Below are 21,314 nucleotides of genomic sequence, written 5' to 3'. Positions count from 1 at the left end.
CTTTCCCGTTTCGCGAGGTTCAGAACTGGAAGTAGAGGAATTCGGTCGGCGCGACCGACATGGCCCTGGCCAGGACATAGAAGCCGACCACGCCAATGACGACGGCGTAGACCGGCGACGGCCGCCAGGACATGCCGGGAAGGACGCCCTCCAGCCAGTGCGGCCGGGGCCGCCAGGCCAGCGCCGTGCGGTAGTGCTGGAGCCACTGCTGCGTGTTCGGCATCGTCCAGACGAAGAGCAGGAGGAGCGCGATCTGGGCCGCCACGGTGGGCCGGAAGAAGGCCGGCTGGGACACCTCGATCCCGAGCATCGCCGCGATCTCCGACACCATCGGAAACTTGGCCAGGATGGGCGATAGCTGGACGCCCTGCATCCCCACCATCCCCGAAAGCATGTTCAGCGCCGCCGGAACGTCGGATGAGCGGAAGAAGACGGAGCCGACGACGACGCAGAGGAAGGTCGTGAGGACCGCCGCGCCGTGCTTGATCGGGTTGCTGCTGTCCAGCTCCCATCCCCGGTGCGCCTTGTAGGCACGCCAGGCATTGGCGACGACGAGGTAGAAGGCGTGGAGCGCTCCGAAGATGACGAACTGCCAGCCCGCCCCGTGCCAGATGCCGGAGATCATCAGCGTGGCCACGGTCGGATAAGCGACGAGGGTGAGGAAGGTGCCCACGCTCATCTTGCCCTTCCGCGGAAGCGGCTTGCCCGCCGCGACACGCGCCCGCGTCGCCCGGAGAACGAGGGGGTTGTAGATGTAGGCCGTGAGGAAGCGCGTCAGCGTCATGTGCCAGCGCGCCCAGAACTGGATGATGTTCGGCGCCTTGAAGGGGCTGTCGAAGTTCGCCGGCAGGCTGATCCCGAAGAGAAGGCCCAGCCCGATGGCCATGTCGCTGTAGCCGGAGAAGTCGAAGTAGAGCTGCAAGGTGTAGGCCAGCGCCCCCGTCCAGGCATCCAGCAAAGGCATCGGCGCGCCGGCCGTGGCGGCCGCGAAGACTGGCGCCGCCTCTGCCCCGAGCGGGTCGGCGAAGACGACCTTCTTGAACAGGCCGAGCACGAAGAGGGTCGCGCCGACCGAGATGTTGTCGAACCGCGGCCGGAAGTTATCCGGATTGCTGAACTGGTCCAGCATCTCCCGGTGATGCGTGATGGGCCCGGCGATGAGGTGCGGGAAGAAGGTGATGAAGAGGCAGTAGTTGAGGAAGTCGTGCTCGCCTACCGCGCCGTCATGCGCGTCGCTGAGATAGGCAATCTGCTGGAAGGTGTAGAAGGAGATGGCCAGCGGGAGCACGATCTGCGGCGCCACCCAGTCCGCGCCCGTGACCTGGTCGGCCACCTGCACGAGGAAGCCCGTGTACTTGAAGTACACGAGAAGAAGGATGTTCGCCGCGATTCCCGCGAAGAGCAGCGGGCGCGACGGCCGCCGCCGCAGCATACCGCCGAGCGTGAAGTTCGCGCCCATGCTCACCAAGAGCAGTGGCACGTAGATCGGGTTCCACCAGCCGTAGAAGACCAGCGAGGCGCAGGTGAGCCAGAGGCCCGCGAGGCGCTGACGACCGCTCCCGGCGAGCGCCATGAAACCGATGAGCACGATCGGGAGGAAGATCCCGATGAACTCGAAGGAATTGAACAGAATGGCTGCGGTCTCCTCTAGAGGGCGCCGGGGGCGCCATCGCGCGGTCCGCTCTCCACGCCACGTGTGCCGGCGGCGAGCTGGCGGTGCCGGAAATCCTTCTCGAGCGCAGAGAGGCGCTGCAGCGCGGGGCTGAGCGCAGGGAAGCGGCTGCGCGCGTACATCAGCGCCTCGATCATGTTGCGGCGGACCACGAGCGGCCGGATGGCGTTCCACTGCTCCGCCGGCAGCACGCGCTTGAGCGTCAGCGCCATTGGCAGGTGCGGCAGGAAGCGGTGGAGCGTGCGGGACTGCCGGCGAACAAGGCTCTTGTGATAATGGTCGGCGTCATGGTCGTCCCGCTTCAGGAGGACCTCTGGCAACTCCAGGTGCTCGCCCCTCAGTAGGGTCAGCGCCAAGACGATCCAGTCATAGCCGAACACGTCGATATCGGCCGGGAAGCTCTCCTGCAGCTCGCGCGTGCGGAAAAGGGAATAGAAGCGCGACGCATCGCTGGGCGCCTCAAAGAACCGGCGAAGCCTCTCGTTCACGGGGCCGCGCAGCGCCGACGTGCCCTTGGCCATCTGCGGCGCGCCATGCGCAGGGATCATCAGCACCTTCGACCCACTCGCGACCGCCCCGGGATTGGCCAGCAGGTTTGCGTGGTTCCGCTCGATGAAGGTGGGGCTCCAGACATCGTCGTGGCACGCCCACATGAAGAACGGCGTCTGCGCCTGCATCAGGACGAATCGGAAGTTGCCGCAGATGCCGAGATTGACCGGCTGCGACACGACGGAGATCCGGCTGTCGCGGACTGCGTACTCCTGACAGATCGCGAGCGTATCGTCGGTGGACTGGTTGTCAGAAATGAGAAGACGAAAGTCCTTCTTCGTCTGATCAAGGAACGAGTCGAGTGCCACACGGATCTGCTCGCCGCCGTTGCGGACAGGCATGCCGATGGTCACGTCCGGCTGGTTGGTCATCGCGTTCCCCAAATCCAATCGAGGTCGATAAAAACTCAAGAGTCTTCAAAAATGATCTAAATGCGACGCATGTCTCGCGCTCAGCGCTGCAGTGTGAGACATGGTTTCAGTGGCTCGAAATCATTTAAGAGGTGTTCGGGCCCTTGAGGTGAACACGTTCTCGTGAAAACAACCGGAGCGCGTCCACTCGCCAAAAAATGATACACTTCTCCCTATCCTCGATTATTCTCCCTTGTAGATTGTTCCGAGACAGGTTCACCCGTTGCAGGTTGCGTCCAAGACCAACCTGCGATGGCATCGAGGCAGCATTGCGGAGCGGTTGCATGAAGGCGGTTATTCTTGCGGGCGGACTTGGTACCCGCTTGGCCGAGGAGACTTCGGTACGCCCGAAGCCGATGGTCGAGATCGGCGGACGTCCGATCCTATGGCACATCATGAAGATCTACAGCGCCCACGGCATCAACGATTTCATCATCTGCCTGGGCTACCGCGGCGACGTCATTCGTGACTATTTCTTGAACTATTCAATGTACTCGTCCGACATGACGATCGACCTCAAGCGCAACGAGGTGAAGATCCACAACGCTCGCGCTGAGGACTGGCGCGTCACGCTGGTGGATACGGGCGCGGACACCCTCACGGGTGGACGCATCAAGCGCATCCTGCCCCATGTCGCATCTGACGAGGCTTTCTGCCTGACCTATGGCGACGGTGTTGGCAATGTCGACATTACCCGCGCGATCGCCTTGCACAAGGCCGAGGGCCGGCTCGCGACACTGACGGCAACCCAGCCGGAGGGCCGCTTCGGCGCTTTGCGCATCGATGGCAACGAGGTGAAGGCCTTCAAGGAGAAGATCAACGGGGACGGCGCCTGGATCAATGGCGGCTATTTCGTGCTGAGCCCCAAGGTCGGGGACTACATCGCGGGCGACCAGACGACCTGGGAAGACGAGCCTATCGAGCGCCTCGTGAGCGACGGACAGTTGTCCGTCTACCAGCACCATGGTTTCTGGCACCCGATGGACACCATTCGGGACAGGAGCCACCTCGAGAAGATGTGGGTGTCCGGCAAGGCCCCCTGGCGCGTTTGGGAGAACTGAGCATGCGCGTGCTGATCACAGGAAACATGGGCTATGTCGGCCCGGTCGTGGCGCGGCATTTGCGCCAGCGCTTCCCAGACGCCCATCTCGTCGGCTACGACCTCGGCTGGTTCGGGCACTGCCTGACCACCACCGGCCAGCTGCCCGAAACGGTGCTGGACGAGCAGCGCTTCGGTGATGTCCGCGATATCACGAAGGCGGATCTCGAGGGCTTCGACGTGGTGGTTCACCTCGCCGCCGTCTCGAACGACCCCATGGGCCAGCGCTTCGAGACCGTGACGGACGAGATCAACCACCAGGCGAGCGTCACGGTCGCGCGGGCCGCCGCGGAGGCCGGGGTAAAGAACTTCGTCTTCGCCTCGAGCTGCAGCGTCTACGGCTTCGCCGAGGACGGGCGTCCCCGAACGGAGGACGACGAGGTCACCCCGCTGACCGCCTACGCCCGCTCGAAGATCGCGACCGAGCGCTCGTTGCGCGGCCTCGACAACAGCGGCATGGTCATCAGCTGCCTCCGCTTCGCCACCGCCTGCGGCATGGCCCCGCGCCTGCGCCTCGACCTCGTGCTCAATGACTTCGTCGCGGGCGCGCTCGCGAATCACGAGGTGAGCGTGCTGAGCGACGGCACGCCCTGGCGCCCGCTGATCCATGTCCGTGACATGGCGCGCGCGATCGAGTGGGCCGCGACGCGCACCGCCGAGAACGGCGGCAGCTTCCTGACCGTGAATGTCGGAGCCGAGCGCTGGAACTATCAGGTCCGCGAATTGGCTGAGGCCGTGGGCCGGGCGATGCCTGAGGCGAAGGTCTCGATCGCCACCTCCGCCCCGCCGGACAAGCGCTCCTACCGCGTGGACTTCGCCCTCTACAGCCAGCTTGCCCCGGACCATCAACCGGCGGAGACGCTGGACGGCACCATCGCGGAGCTGCGGGACGACCTGGCCGCCCAGGGCTTCTCGGACAAGAACTACCGCAAGTCGCCCGCGATCCGTCTCGTGACGCTCGAGAAGCTGATCGACACCGGCGCGCTCAACGAGAAGCTCGAAGTCCAGCAGGTGGCCGCGTGAAGTTCAATCCTACCCCTCTGAAGGACGTCTTCGTCATCGAGATGGAGCCGCGCGCCGACGACCGCGGCTTCTTCGCGCGGGCCTTCTGCGAGACCGAGTACGCCAACGCCGGCATGGGCGCCACGCGCTTCGTGCAGATGAACAACAGCTACAATGACAAGGCCGGCACGCTGCGCGGCATGCACTACCAGCTTCCGCCGGCGGCGGAGGTGAAGGTGGTGCGGTGCCTGCACGGCGCCCTCTACGACGTGGTGGTGGACCTGCGGCCGGACAGCCCGAGCTACGGCAAGTGGTTCGGGATCGAGCTAAACGAGGAGAATCGCCTCTCGCTCTACATTCCCCGCGGCTTCGCCCACGGCTTCATCACGCTGCGGGACGGCACGGAGACCCTGTACCTGGCCAGCGACGCCTACACGCCGGGTCAGGAGCGCGGGCTCCGCTACGACGATCCGAAGTTCGGCATACAGTGGCCGAGGGAGCCGGTCACTGTCTCCGACAAGGACCTGAGCTGGCCGGCCTTCGACCCGGCCTTCCACAACCCGGACGCGCTCCGCGGCCTCCGTTGAACCCAAAGCCAGGAAGCCTGGGACATGATCTACGATCGACTGCTTCGTGAGCGTGCGGCGGCCGGCAAGCCCATCCGGGTCGGCATGTTCGGTGCCGGCTTCATGGCGAAGGGCATCACGAACCAGATCGTCAACTCGGTGCCCGGCATGGAGTTGGTGGTCATCTGCAACCGCAACATCGAGAAGGCCCGCAAGGCCTTCGAGATCGCGGGGGTGCAGGACATCGAGGAGGCGAAGGACGACGCCGCCCTGGCCGGTGCCATGGCCCGGGGCGCGTCCGCCATCACCAGCGATCCGCTCCTGCTCTGCCGGGCCGATCTCGACTGCCTGATCGACGCGACCGGCGCGATCGAGTACGGCGCGATGATCACGCTCGCCGCGATCGAGAACGGCAAGCATATGGTGTCCATGAATGCCGAGCTCGACGGCACCGTGGGGCCCCTCCTCAAGCGCAAGGCGGATGCGGCCGGGGTGATCTTCACCGGTGCCGATGGCGACCAGCCCGGCGTGCAGATGAACCTCTACCGCTTCGTGGTCTCGATCGGCCTCACGCCGCTCGTCTGCGGCAACGTGAAGGGGCTGCAGGATCCCTATCGCAACCCGACCACGCAGGAGGGCTTCGCGAAGCAGTGGGGCCAGGACCCGGCGATGGTGACGAGCTTCGCCGACGGCACGAAGATCAGCTTCGAGCAGGCGATCGTGGCCAATGCCACGGGCATGACCGTGACGAAGCGCGGCATGATCGGCATGAACCATCCCGGCCATGTCGATGAGCTGACGACCATGTACGATGTGGAGCAGCTGCGCGCCTGCGGCGGGGCGGTGGACTACGTGGTCGGCAGCAAGCCCGGCCCCGGCGTCTATGTCCTGGCCACGCATGACGACCCGAAGCAGCAGCACTACCTCAATCTCTACAAGCTCGGGAAAGGTCCGCTATACAGCTTCTATACCCCGTATCACCTCTGCCATTTCGAGGTGCCGCTCTCCGTCGCACGCCTCGTGCTGTGCGGCGATGCCGTGATCCAGCCGCTGGACGGCCCGCGCGTCGATGTCGTCGCGACCGCCAAGGTTCCGCTCTCGGCGGGGGACGTCATCGATGGGCTAGGCGGCTACAAGACCTATGGCCAGGCGGAGCGCTACGAGGTGTCGCGCGCCGAGGGGCTCCTTCCGATCGGCCTCGCGGAGGGCTGCCGGGTCAAGCGGGATCTTCCGCGCGACGCCGTGCTGACCTACGACGATGTCGAGATTCCGGAAGGCCGGCTCATCGACAGGCTTCGCGCGGAGCAGGACGCGGCCTTTCCCGTGCGCGTTTCACGCAAGGCCGATGTTCCCGCGCTCTGAATGCGCTGCTATGCAGGACGGAAGATTGTCGCCGAATCATGATCAGGGGAGTCGAATGCCAAAGATGCCATCCTTTCTGACCGGAAAGATCGGGCGTGCCGCCGTGCTCGGCGTCGCGCTGCTCGTCGCGGCCTGCGCGAACCCCGGCGCGGGCCTGCCGCCCCTGCCGGAGCAGACCTCGAACGCCTACCTCCTCGGCACGGGCGACCAGCTTCGCATCACCGTGTTCAACGATCCCCGGTTGACCGGCGAGTTCCGCGTCACCGATGCCGGGCGGGTCGCGCTGCCTCTGGTGGGCGCCATCCCCGCCGCGGGCCGCACTACTTCCCAGCTCGAGCGGGCGATCGAGGGAGCCCTGCGCGAGCGCCGGCTCTTCAACGAGCCCTCGGTCGCCGTCGAGGTGAACCAGTACCGGCCGATCTTCGTGCTCGGCATGGTCGAGCGCGGCGGCGAGACGCCCTTCCAGCCGGGGATGAACGTGCTCTCCGCGGTGGCGGTGGTCGGCGGCTTCAACTATCGCGCCGTGACGGACCGCGTTTCCATCACGCGCAGGGGCCCGGATGGCGTTGCGCGCGAGTATCTGGGCGAGCGTTCCTCGCAGCTCCAACCCGGCGACGTCGTAACCGTGTTCGAGCGTCGCTTCTGACAGGGGGCCGGGTGAGTCCGCGCCGCATCCACTGGCGGCTCGGACCCGCCCGCCTCTCGCCGTCGCTCCTCGCGACGGCGCTGGTGGTCTGCGTTCTATCCAATGGCCGCGCCGACGCGGCCCCCTCTCCTGCCGAGGAACCGGGCGCGCTCTGCCGCGCGGCGATCCAGCGCGCGGAGCGCGAGGCGCGACTTCCCTCCGGCCTTCTCTCCGCCATCGCGCTGGTCGAGTCCGGGCGGCTGGATCCGCGATCGGGCCGTGTCGTCTCCTGGCCCTGGACGATCAACGCCGAGGGACAGGGCCGTTTCTTCGAGAGCCGATCCGAAGCGGTGGACGCCGTGAAGGAACTCGCGGCGCGGGGGATCCGCGTCGTCGATGTCGGCTGCATGCAGGTCAACCTCTTCCATCATCCCGATGCTTTTCCCTCGCTCGACGAGGCTTTCGATCCCCTGGCGAATGCGCGCTACGCAGCGCGCTTCCTCACGCGCCTCTACACGGCTGCCTCGGACTGGATCGCCGCCGTCGGGCGGTATCACTCATCGACGGAGGAGCGTGCGGAGGTGTACCGCACGCGCGTTGTCGCCGCCTGGCCTGCGGGGCAGGCGATGCAGGAGGCGAGGCTCGCGGCCGAGCGTGCGCGGAGCCGCCAGGAGCAAATGATCGCAGCCTGGGGCGGGAAGAGGCCGGAGGGGGCGACGCCGGTGGGCCAGGGCGCCCGCAGGGGCTCGCAGAATCCGAGGGATCAGCTCGCCGCCGGCTGGTCCGGTTTCAGCTCGGGCTCCAGCACGGGCGACGAGTTGGCGGAACTCTCCCTCACTCCGAAGCGCCAGCGTTGCCGCGGCGCGTCCAGGACGCGGCCGCCCGGTTGTGGCGAAACTACCATCGTCGAAGCGCTTCCCCTCTCCCGCTAAGGCCAAGGCCTCGTTTCCACCTTTCCCGTCGCTCCTTTCCAGTCCTCCAGGTTGCGTTCCTGGCAGGCGCAACCTCGCTTGCTGCGCCTCTGCTTCGCAGAGATCGGCCAGAGCGGCCTCGTGTCCCTCCCGCTCACCCCATCTGCACGGATCTATCTCCAACAACATGATCTTCCGATCCGGTGCCTTCACCTGATCGGAGTTCGCTCTTGCGAACGAGGATGAGGGTGAGCGGCTCCCTCGTCCCGACCGCAGCCCGGGCCGGCACCTGCACTGCGTCGATCCCGGAATCAAAAAGGCCGGGCACTTGGCCCGGCCTTGTCGGAGTTGCCCGTGTTCCCGCTCAGGTGGACGGGGCGGGAAGCCTCGGCGCCGGCGGCGGGCCGCTGCGGGCGTAGCCGGCATAGTAGCTCAGCGGATCCATCCGGCCCGGGCGCACGCGGGTCAGCACCGTGGCGGTGCGGGCCCGCGCGTCCTCCGGCAGCCGCCGGATCGCCTCGGCCAGCATGTCGGTGGAGGTGCGCTCCCAGCCCACGGCGAAGAGGATCACGTCGCTATAGGCGGAGAGCAGCACGGCATCGGCCACGCGCATGATCGGCGGGCTGTCCAGGACCACCAGTTGGTACTCGTTACGTGCGCGGTCGAGCATGTCCGCGAAGGCGTCGGAGTCGATCAGCTGCTGCGGGTGGGCGGCGGACTGGTCGGAGAAGAGGCAGTGCAGCCCCGACCGGCTGTCCACATGCACGGCATCGCGAAGGTCGGCCTTGCCCGTCAGCACGGACTCGATGCTGCCGCGCGAGCGGGGAGCCCCGATCGTGGCCGCGATGCGCGGGCGCCGCATGTCGGTTTCGAGCAGCAGCACCTTCATCCCGTCCGCCGCGCAGAGGCGGGCAAGAGCGACGGCGAGGGTCGTCTTGCCGTCACCGGCCGAGGGGGAGGTGACGAGCACCGTGCTCGCCGGGCCGCCCCGGCCGACGGACTGCAGGTTGATCCGCAGCGCGCGCAGGGTCTCGGCGATGTCCGAGTCCCCCCTCTCCAGCACGAGGTTCGGCATGCCGCGCCGCCGGCCGCCGGGCAGGGTGGGCAGGCTGCCGACATTCTGGACCCCGGTGATGAGGGCCAGGTCGCGCGGCGAGTTCACCGTGTTGCGGCCGAGGTTGCGGAGCACCAGCAGCGCGGCGACGAAGAGGAAGCCCGCGATGGCGCTGAACGCGCCGATCACGCCGGCCGAGGGGCCGGTGGCGCGGAACGGCACGGTGGCCGGGGAGACCACCCGCGCGATCGGGAACTGCGCCGCCGAGAGGCGGGTCTGCTCCAGCCGGGCCAGGAAGGCCTGGTAGACCGCCCGGCGCGATTCGGCGTCACGGGTAAGCTGGGTGAGGGTCACCGTCGCCTCGGCACCGCCACGGGCCGCCGTGCGGGAGGTGTTGAGCGCCGCCTGGGAGGCTTCGAGCCGCGAGCGGGCCGCGTCCACGTCCCGGCGAAGGGCGGTGATGATCTTGCCCGTCTCGCTGTCGATCTGCGCGCGGAGGTCGCGCAGTTCGGCGTCCACGGCCCGGCGGTCGGGGTGGCGGGCGCCTAGGCCGGCGCCCAGGGTCGCTGCGCGCTGCACCACCTCGGCCTCGCGGGCGCGAAGGGCCTGAACCACGGGGGAGGCCAGCGCTTCCGTGGTCGCCCCGCGCCCACCCGGGCGGGTGGCGGCGTCGAGGGCGGCCTGCGCGCGGGAGAGTTCCTGCCGCGCCACGGCGACGCGGCTCTGGTCCTCGGTCAGCTGCACCGTGCTCACGGCGCCGATCGAGGTTTCCAGCAGACCGGTCTCCCGGCGGAAAGCCTGGATCTTGGAATCCGCGGCCTCGACCTCCTCACGCAGCACGGCGAGGCGCTCGGAGAGCCAGCGATTCGCCTGCTCCGTCGACCGCTGCTTCGCATCGATGTCGAGCGCGATGTAGCGGTCCATCAGGGTGTTCACAACATTCGCGGCGATCACCGGCGAGGTCGAGGTGAAGCGGATGCCGACGACGTTGCTGTTATCCGTCGTGCGGATGTCGAGGCGCTGCTGCAGTTCCTCGAGCTGGATGTGCTTGGGGTCGATCACCGGGTCGCGGCTGTCGGTCTCCGCGCCGTCGGCCGGCATGCCGATGGCTTCCCGGATCTCGGTGATCAGGTTGGCCACGGCGCCCGTCACCTCCTGGCGCAGCGTGCCCAGGAAGGAGGGCTTCTCCGTCACTTCCGGCAGGACCGGCGTCCGCTCCACCACATCCTCGGCGAGCTGGCGCGAGCGCAACACGTCCGCCTCGGTGCGGATCCGCTGGTTCGGCGGCGCCGAGTTGGAGGGAACGTACTGGTTCAGCTCGGGAATCGCGGGCTGCTGGTTGTCGAAGAGCAGGAGGCCCTCAGCGACATAGCGGCTCGGCGTGGAACGCGCCGCCATATAGCCCAGGGCGCCCGTCAGAAGCGCCGTGAACAGCAGCAGCATCTTGCGTCGCCAGAAGAGACCTAAAACTTCAGAGAAAGGCATGATCCCCACCTCGCCTCGGGAACGGCGTTGCCGCCGACGGGAAGCACTCGGCGCGTCGGAAGGCCACGCCGTTCCGAAACTCGATCTGCTTGCTGTGGTGCAGCATACACCGCGCGTCGCAGAGCGTATCAAAAATGAAGAATGATTTCGATCACGTTCGGTCGAGATATCGGGCCAGATCAGGCACCATTGTTTCAGCAACCGCGACGCGAAACACCCGCGTTACTTCCCTCGAAACCGTATTTCCCGCGTTTTCCAGACGGAAAAACTCGCCGTGATCGAGGCATGATCTTGCTCACGGGGCGACTCGTTTCTGTCCCGCCTGATCCAGGACAGCTCGCCATCCCGTCCACGACCATCCAACCTGGCGCTGCCATGCGGCAGTTTCGCGACCGGTCCACGCCTTTTTAGACGAAAGCCCGGGAGCGAATACTCACGATCCAGCGAGCGATTATCCCGGACGGGCCGCCCTTGCACGCCGGCGACGCTCCGTCGCAAGCTGGCTCCCGTTCCGCGCTGCCGCCATATGGGTGCCCGGGTCCTCCGAAACAGGCCCCGGCAAGGCCGGTGGCCGCGCCCGGCCCGCCCCCGCGGGCATCTTGCCCCGGCGTTCCGCGCGGGGCACGCCGTCGCACGCAGCAGAGAGAAACCAGGGTTGTCCCCTCCCCCCATGCCGCCCCCTCCCCTCCCCAACGCCGATCCCCGGGAGCCGGCCCGCCTCCGCAGCCTCGCGGTCTTCGCGCCGATCGTCGCGGGGGGCGAGAAGCTGCCGGACTACGAGCGCTGGCTCGGGCGCAGGATCCATGGGGTGGTGGACAATGCCGACGAGACCGGCGGCTGGCCGGAAATGCTGAACAGCGTCCGCTTCCTCGCACGGAGCTACCAGGGCAAGCCCTATCACCTGATCCTCGGCATTCCGATGATCCCCTATCGCGGGGGCTCAAGCCTCGCCCGCGGGGCGGCGGGGGACTACGACACGCATCATCGGGAAATGGCGCGCGAGCTGGTCCGCCGCGGCCTGGGCCGCTGCACCGTGCGGCTGGGCTGGGAGTTCAACGGCCGCTGGATGCCCTGGTTCGCCGGCGACGACCCCGAGAGCTTCAAGCGCTACTGGCGCCGGACCGTGGATGTCTACCGCCGCGCATCGCCAGATTTCCGATTCGACTGGTGCCCCACTCTCGGCCGGAAGGCCATGGAGACCGACCGCGCCTGGCCGGGCGCCGACTACGTCGATGTCATCGGCGCGGATGTCTACAACGAGTGGTGGAACGCCCGCTCGAAGGACGACCGCCAGGCCCGCTGGCATGACGAGTACATCTGGACCCCCTTCGGCCTGCAGTGGCAGATCAGCTTCGCCCGCCAGCACGGCAAGCGGATCTCCTTCCCGGAATGGGGCACCCGGCCGGAGAGCGCCCATGGCGGCCGGGGCGGCGGGGACGATCCGTTCTTCATCGAGCGCATGGCCGCCTGGTTCGACGCGGCCGACGACCTCATGGCCTATCACGGCTATTTCGAGCGCGTGGACGTGGCCCTCTCCGGCGGCCTCTATCCCCGCTGCGCGGAGGCCTTCAGGCGGCTGTTCGGCCGCGCCTGACCGCAGGGCTGCGGGCGATCAGCTCGCCCGCTTCAGCCGCAGGGTCTCCCGCATGGCCCGCCCGACCCGGCGGGCCATGTTGAACACGTGCCGCCCCTGGCGGCGGGTGTGCAGCCCCGTGCGGCGCCACTCCAGCACCGAGTATTCCCGCGCGGGCAGCGCGACGATCCCGCCCCCGAGCCGGCCCTCCCGCCACTCCGCGATGCGCTCCAGCGCCTCGGCGAAATCGAAGCTCACCAGCGCCCGGCGCGCGGTCACCACATCCGAGGGCGCGTGGAGGGCGAGGCCGAGACCGTGGGCGAGAAGGTCCTGCAGGTTCTCCAGCCGGTCGTCGATGAAGGCGATGTCCTTGCGGGAGATGCCGAAGCGCTCCTCGATGAGGGGCAGGATCCAGCTCTTGCGGAGGCCGTGGCGCACCACCCCGGCCACCCCGCCATGTTTAAGCCCGGCGCGGAGGAGCTCCTCCGCCGCCATGATGCCGCCGAGGCGGGACACCTCCACCCCGGCCGCCTGGAGGATCTGCGCGGCCTCCCGGCGGGAGCGATGGGTGAGCACCACCACGGGCATGTCCAGCCCGTCCAGCAGGGTGGTCAGCCCATCATGCAGCCGCAGGATCTCGAGCGCCTCCAGCAGCGGCGGCCCGCTCTCGAAGACCACGACGCCATCGAGGTCGAGCAGGAGGAGGCCACTCCCGGCCTTGGTCGCGTTCATGTCCACAGCTCCATCTTGCGGGCGCGCAGCCATCCCTCGAACTCCTGGAGATGCGGGCTCGAGCTGGACCAGGGATAGAAGTGCACGGCCCGGTGGAGATAGACGTCCGGCACCACGTTCTTCGTGGGATCGATCGCCTTCTGGTCGTCCGACCAGCAGATCACGCCCACCCGTACGCTGGCGGCGCCGGCCTCGACGAGGCGGTCCAGCACGTAGCGGACGGAACCGCCGCTGACGATACAGTCGTCGATCAGGGCCACGTGCTTGCCGGCCACCTCGAAGTCGAAGGAGTTCTCGGACTTCTCCAGCTTGTTGAAGCGGCGCTGGAACCAGTACCAGAACAGGCCGAAGGGCCCCCAGGTCAGCAGGCCCGAAGGGAGGGAGAGAGCCCGCTTCACGCCCTGGAGCCGCTGGATCCATCGGCTCCCCTGGCGGCGCACCTTCACCATCTCGTAGGGGACGCCCAGCTCCTCGGCGATGATCCTGGTCGGCAGCAGCGCGCCGTTGGCGAGCCCGACCACGAGGTCGAACCGGTCGGGCACGCGCTTCAGCTCCCGCCCGACCTGGCGGGAGAGGGCCTCCGCCTCGGGCATCGTCATGTAGAGCTTTTCCTGCGTCGCGGCGTAGCGCCGGGTGATCGCCTCGTCCTCACCCTCGGTGCTCATCATCGTCTCCGTCAGGTCTGCTTGATGGGTCAACGGCTTGCTCCGAGTTCACCTTCGCCGAGCGGGCCGGCCGGCACCCCGCCCGCCTCCGCCCGTGCCGCGCGGCGCAGCCGGTGCAGGACGGAGAGGAGGAGGAGGAAGTAGGAAACGGCCTCGCAGCCGAACAGGATCACGTATCCCGTCACGAAGTTGTCGCTGCTCCACCCCGCCAGCCCCGAGCCGAGGGAGAAGAGGAGCATTACCGCCAGCGTGATGGAGGCTCGCCGCGCGAGCGGGGCCAGCTTGCCGACTCCCGCCATCACGGCGCCGCTGGCCACCTGCAGCAGCATGAAGAAGAGCATGGCGCAAATGTTGAGCTGCATCTGGGCCGAAACGATCCCGGGATGGCCGAGTAGCGTTCCGAAGAACCGGTCCCCGAAGAAGTAGATGATCCCCGCCCCCACGATGCACGGAATGGAGCAGAGGGCGAAGGAGAGCATCGTCGCGCGGGACATCATCCGGTAGTTCGCCGTGTGATAGGCGCGGGTCTGGTGCGGGAGGAGGGTTTCGGTGACCGTGAGATAGGAGGTCAGGCCGAAGCGCGTCACCTTGTAGAACATGTCGAAGGCCACCAGCGCCGCCGCCTCGGGATGCGTCAGCGGGATGACGTAGTAGGGGAAGATCGACATCAGGAAGTCCGACCCGGACAGCTTGGCCGAGGCAATCAGCCCCGCGCTGTCCTCCCGCAGCACCTGCCAGCCCCGGCGCACGCTGATCCCGTGGAACAGGTCCAGCCGCCGCTGTGCCAGGGTGAACAGCACGAGGAGCGCCACGGCCCAGAGCAGCACGAAGCCGATGGCGTATTCCAGGAGCGGCAGGCCGAAGGCGAGGCCGCCGGTGATGAGCAGCAGCGCCCCCCGCCGGGCGCAGTCGATCGCCTCCGTCACGACGTAGAGGTCACAGGCGTTCACGGCAACGCGCAGCACCATCCAGGGCAGCGGCAGCACCGATCCCGCGAAGAGGAGGATGATCGCCAGCCGGTGCTCGGCCGGGCCGAGGTTCCAGACATGGACCGCGGCGGCGAAGGCGGCGGTCGCCAGCACCGCCGCGCCGGAATAGGCCCAGAGGGCCGTGGCCGTCGCGCTCCGCAGGTCATCCCTCGACCCGCTGGTGGGATCGAGGAAGTTCTGCCGCATGCGGGAGAAGAGGCGGATGGAGATGCCGAGATCGGCCTGCAGCACGAGGGCGGCGAAGGCAATCACCGTGGCGAGGAAGGCGTAGTTCTCCAGCCCCATCAGCCGCACGAGCGTATAGGCCAGGAGAAAGCTCCAGGCGCTCGCGAAGGCGGTGCTGCCGATCCGCAGGGCGAAGAAGAGAAGCGACTTTTGCATCCAGCCCTCCTTCAGCGCCGCCCGAGGAGGCGCTCGGCCCCGTCCCGGATCCGGTGCCGGGCCGCGAACAGGCCGGACCGGGCGCTTCTCACCCAACGCGCGGGCGCCTCGGGCAGCGGCAGGGAGCGCAGCTTGCCCACGGCCGAATAGGCCCGCGCCTCGGGGGCGAGGTCGATCAGGAACCCTTCCGCGAGCGCCCGCAGGGACCATTCCAGGTCCTCCGCCTCGTCCCAGGCCACGTTCTCGTTCAGGGGGCAGCGGGCGTGCACGTCCTTGCGGACGAGGAAGACGCCGCCGTCCACATAGGGCGGCCCCTCGTCATAGAGGTCGAGATAGCGCTCCGCCGGCACCCGGCGGAGGGAGGAGGCGGCCAGGCGGGGCGCGTAGCCCGGCAGCCCGGCATCGTGGACGCCGAGGGAGAGATAGTCGTCCCACCCGTTCCGGCCGGCGGTCAGAACGCGGGGCGTGGCGATCTCGAACTCGTCCGGCACGTGGCGGAGGGCGCCGGGCTCGAAGGTGATGCGCGTGTGCATGATCGCCACGCGCGGCCCCTTGAGGTGGCGGATCAGCGCGTTCTTCTTCGCGCAGATCATCACCCGCGGCCCGGGAGGCATGTCGTGCACGAGGTAGCCGACGCCGGGATAGCCGGCCAGGCACCCCTCCCCGCCCGCCGGGCCGCTGACCACGATCTCGCCCCCGTTCTCCGGCAGCAGCTCCGGCTGCTTCAGCAGGGAGTCGAGGCAGGCGCGAAGCCGGGGCAGCTCGTCGTCCCGGCCGGAGAAGACGACGCCCGCGCTCCAGCCCGGCGGGGTGGGCGGGCGCGTGCGGCGCAGCTCGATCTCGCCGCTGGCGATGTCGAGCCGGACCGGCTCCGCCTCCCCGGCGAGCAGCTTGTAGGTCCACTGCCGCATCAACTTGAAGGAGACGAAGCGCGGCATCAGGTCGAAGCTGTTCGGCCCCTCGTCCTGCACCAGCAGCGTGCCCCCCGGGGCCAGCGCCCAGGCGCCGTATTTCAGCGCGTGCGGCACCAGGTTGCGGTACTTCAGCCGGCCCGTGCGGATCACCACGCGCGACAGCCCGCGGGCCTCCTTCAACCGGTACAGGTCCTCGCGGCCGGTGACCAGGAACTCGCTCATCCCGCTCATCCCGCCGTGATCACGGTGCGGCACCAGTCGCGGAACTCCGCGAAGGAGTGGAAGGTCGCGTCCACCCCGTCATGCACGCGCCAGGAGGGGCTGCCATCCGGGGTTTTCTGGAAGGTGGCGGCGTTCAGCGCGCGCTTGCTCGCGACCACATCGGCGTCGGAGTCGCCGATGAACCAGACGGGATCGTTCGGCCCCAGGCCGAGCTTGGCGAGGGCGAGGTTGAAGGGCTTGAGGCCGATCTTGTCCACCCCGGCCTCCTCGGAGGTGACAACCGCGTCGAAGTAGCGGTCGATGCCGAAGTAGACGAGCTTGCGGAACTGGATCTGCGCCGTCAGGTCCGTCACCAGGGCGAGCGGCAGGCCGGCCGCGCGCAGCTCGATCAGCGTCTCCTCCGCCGCGGGGAAGAGGCGGGCATTGGTCAGCAGGGTGCGCCAGTAGGTCTGCTCGAGGTCGAGCGCGATGGCCGGCTGGCTGCTGAGGCCCAGCAGCTCGATCGTGCGCTGGAAGTAGAGCAGGCGGTTGTGGGAGCTGGCCGTCTCCCCGAGCTGCCTCTTCACCTCGGCGCGGGCCGTCAGGAAGGCCTCGTCGAAGGGGCCGGGCTCCACGCTCAGCGTGCGGCGCACCTTCTCCCGCACGGCGTCCATGGCGCGGCGGTGCGGGCGCTCATAGCCGTAGAGCGTATCGTCCAGGTCGAAGAGGATCGCTCGGGGCTTGGTGCGGATCGGTTCGGGGGAGAGGATCTTCATGGGGGTTCCTAGCGGCGCTTCGGCGCCAGCTCGGCGATCTGCTGCAGCACGACGAGTTGCATGATGCCCGTGATGCCCGTCTGCCAGGCCGGGTTCCGCGCCAGCAGCTCCTCCAGCTCGGGCACGAGCTGGAGCGCGGTGAGGTGGATGTCCTCGGGCTGAACGTCGTTGCCGTCCACCACGATCTCGGCCGCGGCGCTTCCCATGGCGGGGGCGACATCGACCTGCGCGCCGCAGAGCGCGATGAGGAGCCGCGCCAGCCGGTCCAGCCCGATCGGGTTGCGCAGGCGCACGCGCAGCTTCAGCGGCACCGGGCCCATGTGGTCGAAGTCCCGGATCAGCTCCGGGTCCGCCGGCAGAAGGGAGAAGACCACGTCGGCATGCTCCCGCTGCGGGCGGATGAAGGCCTCGTAGTCCGCGCGGCGCCGCTCGATGGAGGCGACCACCTTCTCGAGCGTGTGCCCGCGCTGGTGCACGTCACGCCGGATCTTGAAGAAGCGCCGGAGGCCCTCGTCCATGTCGAGGAAGACCGCCGTCCGCAGCTGCGCGCGGAGGGCCGGCGCGTAGAGGGCGTGCAGCCCGGTGACGAGCACCACGTCGCTCGCCCGTATGAGCCGGGGCGGGGTGAAGAGGCCGGTGGCGTGGTCGTAGTGGCGGCACATGATCGGCCGCCAGTCGATGAGCGAGAGCGCGTCGCGCGAGAAGGCCTCGAGGTCGTTCGCGCGGGGGTCGAGATGGGTGAAGGCCTGCCAGAGTTTCCCGCGCCGCTCGAAGAGGTGGTAGTCGTCGCCCGAGATGCCCGTCACCGCCCCCTCGCCGAAGAGGCCGCCGAGGGCGAGGGCGAGCGTGTCCTTGCCCGTGCCGCTGTCCCCCGCGATGCCGATGGCGAGCGGCTGCCGCGCGATGCCGAAGAAGTCGTTCTCCCCGAAGCCGCGCCGCAGCATGGTGATGTTGAGGATGCCGCCGAGCGCCACGAACATCGAGAGCAGCGCGGTGGCGAGCTGCGAGGGCTCGGGCGCGAGGCCGGTCGGGCCCTTGGGCACGGGCTCCAGCCCCAGCAGGGGCACGGCCGGCGCGGCGGCGACGAGCAGCTTCAGGAGGATGAACACGCCCGCGAAGCCATAGGTCAGCGCGACGCCCGACCGCCCTGCCCGGAGCTGGTAGCTCAGCAGGAAGGGCACGAGCCAGAGATACCAGCCCCCCGATTCCGGGGTGAGGAGCAGGAGCACGAGATAGGCCGTGCCGAGGACGGTGTAGAGCAGGTTGAAGCTCATCCGCCCGACATGCCAGGCGCCGTAGAGCAGCAGGAGATAGGCGATCGGAATGACGTAGAGGCGCTGCCCCTCGCCGAGATGGATCGTCAGGTTGAAGACGCGGTGCAGCTCCCCGCCTGCGGCCAGCATCTGGCGCATCTCGGTCGCGAAGACCATCCAGGGCCCGAGCAGGACGAGGATCACCGCGCCGCAGGCCAGCGCGAAGCCCGGCACGGTGTCGCGGTAGCGCCGGTGGCTCCAGAGAAAGATCAGGAGGAAGGGCAGCACGGCGAGGGCGCTGACCTTCGTCGCCACCGCCAGGCCCAGCATCGCCCCGGCCGCGCGCGGCCGGCTCCGGCGCAACAGCAGCAGGGAGGCAGCGGTCAGCAGCACCGGCAGCAGGTCCGCCTGCCCGTGCCAGTAGACGATGAAGAGGACCAGCGGCGACAGCCAGTAGTAGAGGACGACCCGGTCCTCGGAATCCCGATACAGCCCGCGCAGCACGAGCAGCAGGGCGTAGTCCACGATGATGAGGCCGAGGCCCAGGGCGAAGCGCGTCAGCGAGTGGCCGGTGCCGAGCAGGCTGTCCGCCAGCGTGCCGATCGCCGTGAACGGCGCCTTCAGCGCGACCATCACGGGGCCGTAGAGCGAATCCAGCGGATCCACGCCCTCGTCCCCGGACCAGGGGGCGTCCCACTGGAACAGCGAGGACCAGTCCGGCTGCATCCGGGGAACGAGCAGCAGGATCGCGGCGAGACGGAGCAGCAGGCCGGCGAGGAAGCGGCGGTCCCGGAGCAGCTCGTGGGGGATCAGCGCCAACTCTGGGGCACCTTGGTGCAGACGGCGTCGGCCACGATCCCCTCGGCGGCCAGCAGCTCGCGCATGGCCCGGATCTCGGCGGCATCGGTCCGCCCCTGCAGCTCGGGAGAGACGAGGCAGAGCCGGAAGCCGGCATCCTTCAGCCGGGCGGCGTCACGCTGGTTCAGGGGGAAGCGGGTGAAGCAATCCACCCAGACCCATTCCACCTGCCCGGCGAGGCTGAGCGCGGTCTCGACGGACTCGTATTCCGAGACGCGCACGGCGCAGCGCTTCTCTCCGCGCCGGGCGGTGCGCATGAGGAAGGGAAAGGACTGGTCGAGGAAGAAGAAGTCCCTGATCCCGCGCTCGGCCATGAGGGCGAGCAGCCGGTCCTCGAGCCCCTCCTCCTTCACGTTCAGGATCAGCGTGCCGTGCCGGTAATCCGCCAGCCACTCCTCGAAGCGGAGGGCGTCCGCCACGAAGGGGTCGTGGTGGATGACGAGGTCCGGCCCCTGGCTGCGGATGTCCACCTCGATCCCCAGCTCGGCCGGGGTCTCGGCGAGCTGCTCGCGGGTGTTGCGGCGATGGGCGATCAGGATCACGCGGCGTTCTCCGGGCGGGCGCGCGGCAGCTCCCAGGGCGCGGCCGCGGCCGGCACGGGGCGGGGCGGCACGGGGGCGGCGTACTCGGCCTCCAGCGCGGCCACGGCGCCGGCGGGCACGCGGCGGTCGCGCTCCAGCCGATAGGGGTGCCCCGGCCACTTGTGGAAGCAGGACTGCCAGTAGTTGAAGGTCCGCCACTCGTCGGGCGTGCCCCAGCCGAGATAGTGGTCCACCTCCAGCAGGCGGCAGTCGAGGCCGAGCGCCACCGCGTCGTTGACGAGGGTGTCGATGTAGAACTCGCCGTTCACCCTGGCGTCGCGGCCGATCATGCGCTCGGCCGCGGCCACGAAGTCCCGGCCCCGGCGGAAGGTGAAGGCGCCGGTCACGACGGGGTCGCGCGCGGGGTCCGAGAGCGGCTCCTTCACCGCCACGCGGGTGATGCGCCCGTCGTGATCGGCCTCGATCCAGCCATAGGATTGCGGGCGCCGCCGCGCCGCGGAGTGCCCGCGCACGCCCCAGACGAGCAGGTCGGCGCCCCCTTCCATCAGCGCGGTGAAGCGCCCGGGGGCGTAGAGCAGTCCGTTGTCGCAGGCGCCGATCGTTAGCGGCGCGTCGAGGTCGAGCCCGTCGAGCGCGAGAAGGCAGGTCCGCGCCTGCCCGTCCGTCAGCCCTTCCAGCACCGTGCTGTCCGAGGTCGGGTCCGCCGCCCTGAGCGCGTCGAGGATGGCGGGCAGGTCCGGCAGGTCGCGGCGCAGCACGAAGCGGCGGCGCGGCGCGGCGGGAAGGTCGGCCACCGCCTGCAGCGCCATGGGCCGGCCGGAGACGGGCAGCAGCGGCTTGGGCGTCTCGTAGCCCGCGTCGCGGAAGCGCTGCCCCGCCCCGGCCATGGGCAGCAGAACCGTGCCGTCCTGCGCGGGCACGTCCGGCGCGTCCACCAGCCAGGCGAAGGCGCGCGACCAGCGCTCGTACTCCTGCAGGTCGGCCGGCGTGCCCCACTGCATGAAGTGCTGCAGCTCGTAGACGGCCACGGGCAGGCCGTCGGCGAAGATCGGCTTGTAGACGAGGCTCGCATAGTACTCGCCGTTCACCGCGATGCCCTCTCGCAGGGTCCGCTCGCAGTAGTGCCGCATCAGCGCGGCGCTCGCGAAGTAATAGGTGCCGGAGGAGGCGTACTCCTCCATCGGCGCGTCGGTGAAGGGCTGCTTCTCCTGGATGTCCAGCGCCCAGCCCCGGTCGTGCCGGAGATAGGCGTAGTAGGTGGAGCCCAGCGAGTGCGGGTGGAAGCCGCGATAGGCCGGGATGGCGCCCGCGCAGTTCGTCTCCCGCACGAAGCGCTTGAACTCCTGCCAGTCCCAGTAGCAGGTGAAGTCGCAGTAATTCACGACCACGGGCCGGTCGGGATCGAGCCCGTCCACCGATTGCAGCACGGCATGGACCGGCCCCAGCTTGTGCGGGGCGATGCCGAGGATCCGCCCGGTCGGGCAGATCTCCCGCAGGATCTCCTCCATCCGGTAGGAGGGCTCGTCCAGGTGGTCCTGGTTGCAGATGAAGGTGACGTCGGTCTCGCCGGGGAAGAGGTCCATCACATGCGCGATGATGGGCTTGCCATCCACGGGGATGAGCGGCTTCGGCACCTGGTACCCGGCCGCGCGGAAGCGCTCGCCGAAGCCGGACATGGGAATGACGATCTGCATT

Annotated in this window: 18 protein-coding genes; 7 read left to right on the top strand and 11 right to left on the bottom strand. The window is 68.6% G+C overall.

Features of this window, described 5'->3' with window-relative positions; genetic code table 11:
• Positions 1–19: 19 nt before the first annotated feature.
• A complete protein-coding gene (locus FHS87_RS09770; protein WP_221299739.1) occupies positions 20–1,588 on the bottom strand; it encodes an MBOAT family O-acyltransferase in 1,569 nt (522 codons plus the stop codon).
• Positions 1,589–1,647: 59 nt separating this feature from the next.
• Positions 1,648–2,592 (bottom strand): glycosyltransferase family 2 protein, encoded by a 945-nt coding sequence (locus FHS87_RS09765; RefSeq protein WP_184516989.1) that lies wholly within the window; start codon positions 2,590–2,592, stop codon positions 1,648–1,650.
• A 323-nt stretch (positions 2,593–2,915) separates the two neighbouring features.
• Here FHS87_RS09765 and rfbF point away from each other — a divergent pair, with 323 nt between their 5' ends.
• The 6 genes from rfbF to FHS87_RS09735 all read left to right on the top strand — a co-directional run bounded on the left by rfbF (position 2,916) and on the right by FHS87_RS09735 (position 8,217).
• Entirely contained in the window at positions 2,916–3,692 is a 777-nt protein-coding gene (gene rfbF, locus FHS87_RS09760; protein ID WP_184516986.1) for a glucose-1-phosphate cytidylyltransferase, read from the top strand.
• Positions 3,693–3,694: 2 nt separating this feature from the next.
• The gene (locus FHS87_RS09755; RefSeq protein ID WP_184516983.1) at positions 3,695–4,753 is read left to right on the top strand and encodes an NAD-dependent epimerase/dehydratase family protein; all 1,059 of its coding nucleotides are present in this window, start codon (positions 3,695–3,697) and stop codon (positions 4,751–4,753) included.
• The gene (gene rfbC, locus FHS87_RS09750) at positions 4,750–5,319 is read left to right on the top strand and encodes a dTDP-4-dehydrorhamnose 3,5-epimerase (RefSeq protein WP_184516980.1); all 570 of its coding nucleotides are present in this window, start codon (positions 4,750–4,752) and stop codon (positions 5,317–5,319) included. The genes FHS87_RS09755 and rfbC overlap by 4 nt, the downstream gene beginning before the upstream one ends.
• A 24-nt stretch (positions 5,320–5,343) precedes the next feature.
• The gene (locus FHS87_RS09745) at positions 5,344–6,660 is read left to right on the top strand and encodes an NAD(P)H-dependent oxidoreductase (protein WP_184516977.1); all 1,317 of its coding nucleotides are present in this window, start codon (positions 5,344–5,346) and stop codon (positions 6,658–6,660) included.
• 64 nt (positions 6,661–6,724) lie between these two features.
• Entirely contained in the window at positions 6,725–7,306 is a 582-nt protein-coding gene (locus tag FHS87_RS09740; protein WP_246418280.1) for a polysaccharide biosynthesis/export family protein, read from the top strand.
• Between the two features lie 11 nt (positions 7,307–7,317).
• Positions 7,318–8,217, top strand: coding sequence for a transglycosylase SLT domain-containing protein (locus FHS87_RS09735; RefSeq protein WP_312861949.1), 900 nt, complete (start codon positions 7,318–7,320; stop codon positions 8,215–8,217).
• Between the two features lie 343 nt (positions 8,218–8,560).
• Here the strand turns inward: FHS87_RS09735 and FHS87_RS09730 are convergent, their stop codons facing one another.
• Positions 8,561–10,735, bottom strand: coding sequence for a GumC family protein (locus tag FHS87_RS09730; protein ID WP_281394340.1), 2,175 nt, complete (start codon positions 10,733–10,735; stop codon positions 8,561–8,563).
• Between the two features lie 670 nt (positions 10,736–11,405).
• Between FHS87_RS09730 and FHS87_RS09720 the strand changes: the two genes are divergently transcribed.
• Complete coding sequence (locus FHS87_RS09720) at positions 11,406–12,329, top strand: glycoside hydrolase family 26 protein (RefSeq protein WP_184516969.1); 924 nt, start codon at positions 11,406–11,408, stop codon at positions 12,327–12,329.
• Positions 12,330–12,347: 18 nt separating this feature from the next.
• Here FHS87_RS09720 and FHS87_RS09715 read toward each other — a convergent pair whose 3' ends face one another.
• From FHS87_RS09715 to FHS87_RS09680, 8 genes are read right to left on the bottom strand one after another with little or no spacing between them, the layout of a single operon-like run.
• A complete protein-coding gene (locus FHS87_RS09715) occupies positions 12,348–13,040 on the bottom strand; it encodes a hypothetical protein (RefSeq protein ID WP_184516966.1) in 693 nt (230 codons plus the stop codon).
• Complete coding sequence (locus tag FHS87_RS09710) at positions 13,037–13,738, bottom strand: phosphoribosyltransferase (protein ID WP_184516963.1); 702 nt, start codon at positions 13,736–13,738, stop codon at positions 13,037–13,039. Before FHS87_RS09710 ends, FHS87_RS09715 begins: the two co-directional genes overlap by 4 nt.
• The gene (locus FHS87_RS09705; RefSeq protein WP_184516960.1) at positions 13,735–15,075 is read right to left on the bottom strand and encodes a hypothetical protein; all 1,341 of its coding nucleotides are present in this window, start codon (positions 15,073–15,075) and stop codon (positions 13,735–13,737) included. Before FHS87_RS09705 ends, FHS87_RS09710 begins: the two co-directional genes overlap by 4 nt.
• 11 nt (positions 15,076–15,086) lie before the next feature.
• Positions 15,087–16,211, bottom strand: coding sequence for a hypothetical protein (locus FHS87_RS09700; protein ID WP_184516957.1), 1,125 nt, complete (start codon positions 16,209–16,211; stop codon positions 15,087–15,089).
• Positions 16,212–16,216: 5 nt separating this feature from the next.
• Positions 16,217–16,966 (bottom strand): HAD family hydrolase, encoded by a 750-nt coding sequence (locus FHS87_RS09695; RefSeq protein WP_184516954.1) that lies wholly within the window; start codon positions 16,964–16,966, stop codon positions 16,217–16,219.
• Between the two features lie 8 nt (positions 16,967–16,974).
• Positions 16,975–19,038, bottom strand: a complete 2,064-nt coding sequence (locus FHS87_RS09690) for a glycosyltransferase 87 family protein (protein ID WP_184516951.1) — start codon at positions 19,036–19,038, stop codon at positions 16,975–16,977.
• Positions 19,029–19,619, bottom strand: coding sequence for a phosphatidylinositol-specific phospholipase C/glycerophosphodiester phosphodiesterase family protein (locus FHS87_RS09685; protein WP_184516949.1), 591 nt, complete (start codon positions 19,617–19,619; stop codon positions 19,029–19,031). Before FHS87_RS09685 ends, FHS87_RS09690 begins: the two co-directional genes overlap by 10 nt.
• Positions 19,616–21,313, bottom strand: a complete 1,698-nt coding sequence (locus FHS87_RS09680; RefSeq protein ID WP_184516946.1) for an NTP transferase domain-containing protein — start codon at positions 21,311–21,313, stop codon at positions 19,616–19,618. The genes FHS87_RS09685 and FHS87_RS09680 overlap by 4 nt, the downstream gene beginning before the upstream one ends.
• Position 21,314 lies beyond the last annotated feature (1 nt).

Origin of the sequence: Muricoccus pecuniae (assembly GCF_014199205.1) — a bacterium.
Lineage (GTDB): Bacteria > Pseudomonadota > Alphaproteobacteria > Acetobacterales > Acetobacteraceae > Roseomonas > Roseomonas pecuniae.
Note: the sequence above shows the minus strand (reverse complement) of the source record. Positions and strands in the feature narration are given on the sequence as shown.

Coding starts and splice junctions, on each gene's coding strand:
- FHS87_RS09765 (WP_184516989.1), bottom strand. CDS start 2,592: ATGACCAACCAGCCGGACGTGACCATCGGCATGCCTGTCCGCAACGGC.
- rfbF (WP_184516986.1), top strand. CDS start 2,916: ATGAAGGCGGTTATTCTTGCGGGCGGACTTGGTACCCGCTTGGCCGAG.
- FHS87_RS09755 (WP_184516983.1), top strand. CDS start 3,695: ATGCGCGTGCTGATCACAGGAAACATGGGCTATGTCGGCCCGGTCGTG.
- FHS87_RS09745 (WP_184516977.1), top strand. CDS start 5,344: ATGATCTACGATCGACTGCTTCGTGAGCGTGCGGCGGCCGGCAAGCCC.
- FHS87_RS09740 (WP_246418280.1), top strand. CDS start 6,725: ATGCCATCCTTTCTGACCGGAAAGATCGGGCGTGCCGCCGTGCTCGGC.
- FHS87_RS09730 (WP_281394340.1), bottom strand. CDS start 10,735: ATGCCTTTCTCTGAAGTTTTAGGTCTCTTCTGGCGACGCAAGATGCTG.
- FHS87_RS09720 (WP_184516969.1), top strand. CDS start 11,406: ATGCCGCCCCCTCCCCTCCCCAACGCCGATCCCCGGGAGCCGGCCCGC.
- FHS87_RS09715 (WP_184516966.1), bottom strand. CDS start 13,040: ATGAACGCGACCAAGGCCGGGAGTGGCCTCCTCCTGCTCGACCTCGAT.
- FHS87_RS09705 (WP_184516960.1), bottom strand. CDS start 15,075: ATGCAAAAGTCGCTTCTCTTCTTCGCCCTGCGGATCGGCAGCACCGCC.
- FHS87_RS09700 (WP_184516957.1), bottom strand. CDS start 16,211: ATGAGCGAGTTCCTGGTCACCGGCCGCGAGGACCTGTACCGGTTGAAG.
- FHS87_RS09695 (WP_184516954.1), bottom strand. CDS start 16,966: ATGAAGATCCTCTCCCCCGAACCGATCCGCACCAAGCCCCGAGCGATC.
- FHS87_RS09680 (WP_184516946.1), bottom strand. CDS start 21,313: ATGCAGATCGTCATTCCCATGTCCGGCTTCGGCGAGCGCTTCCGCGCG.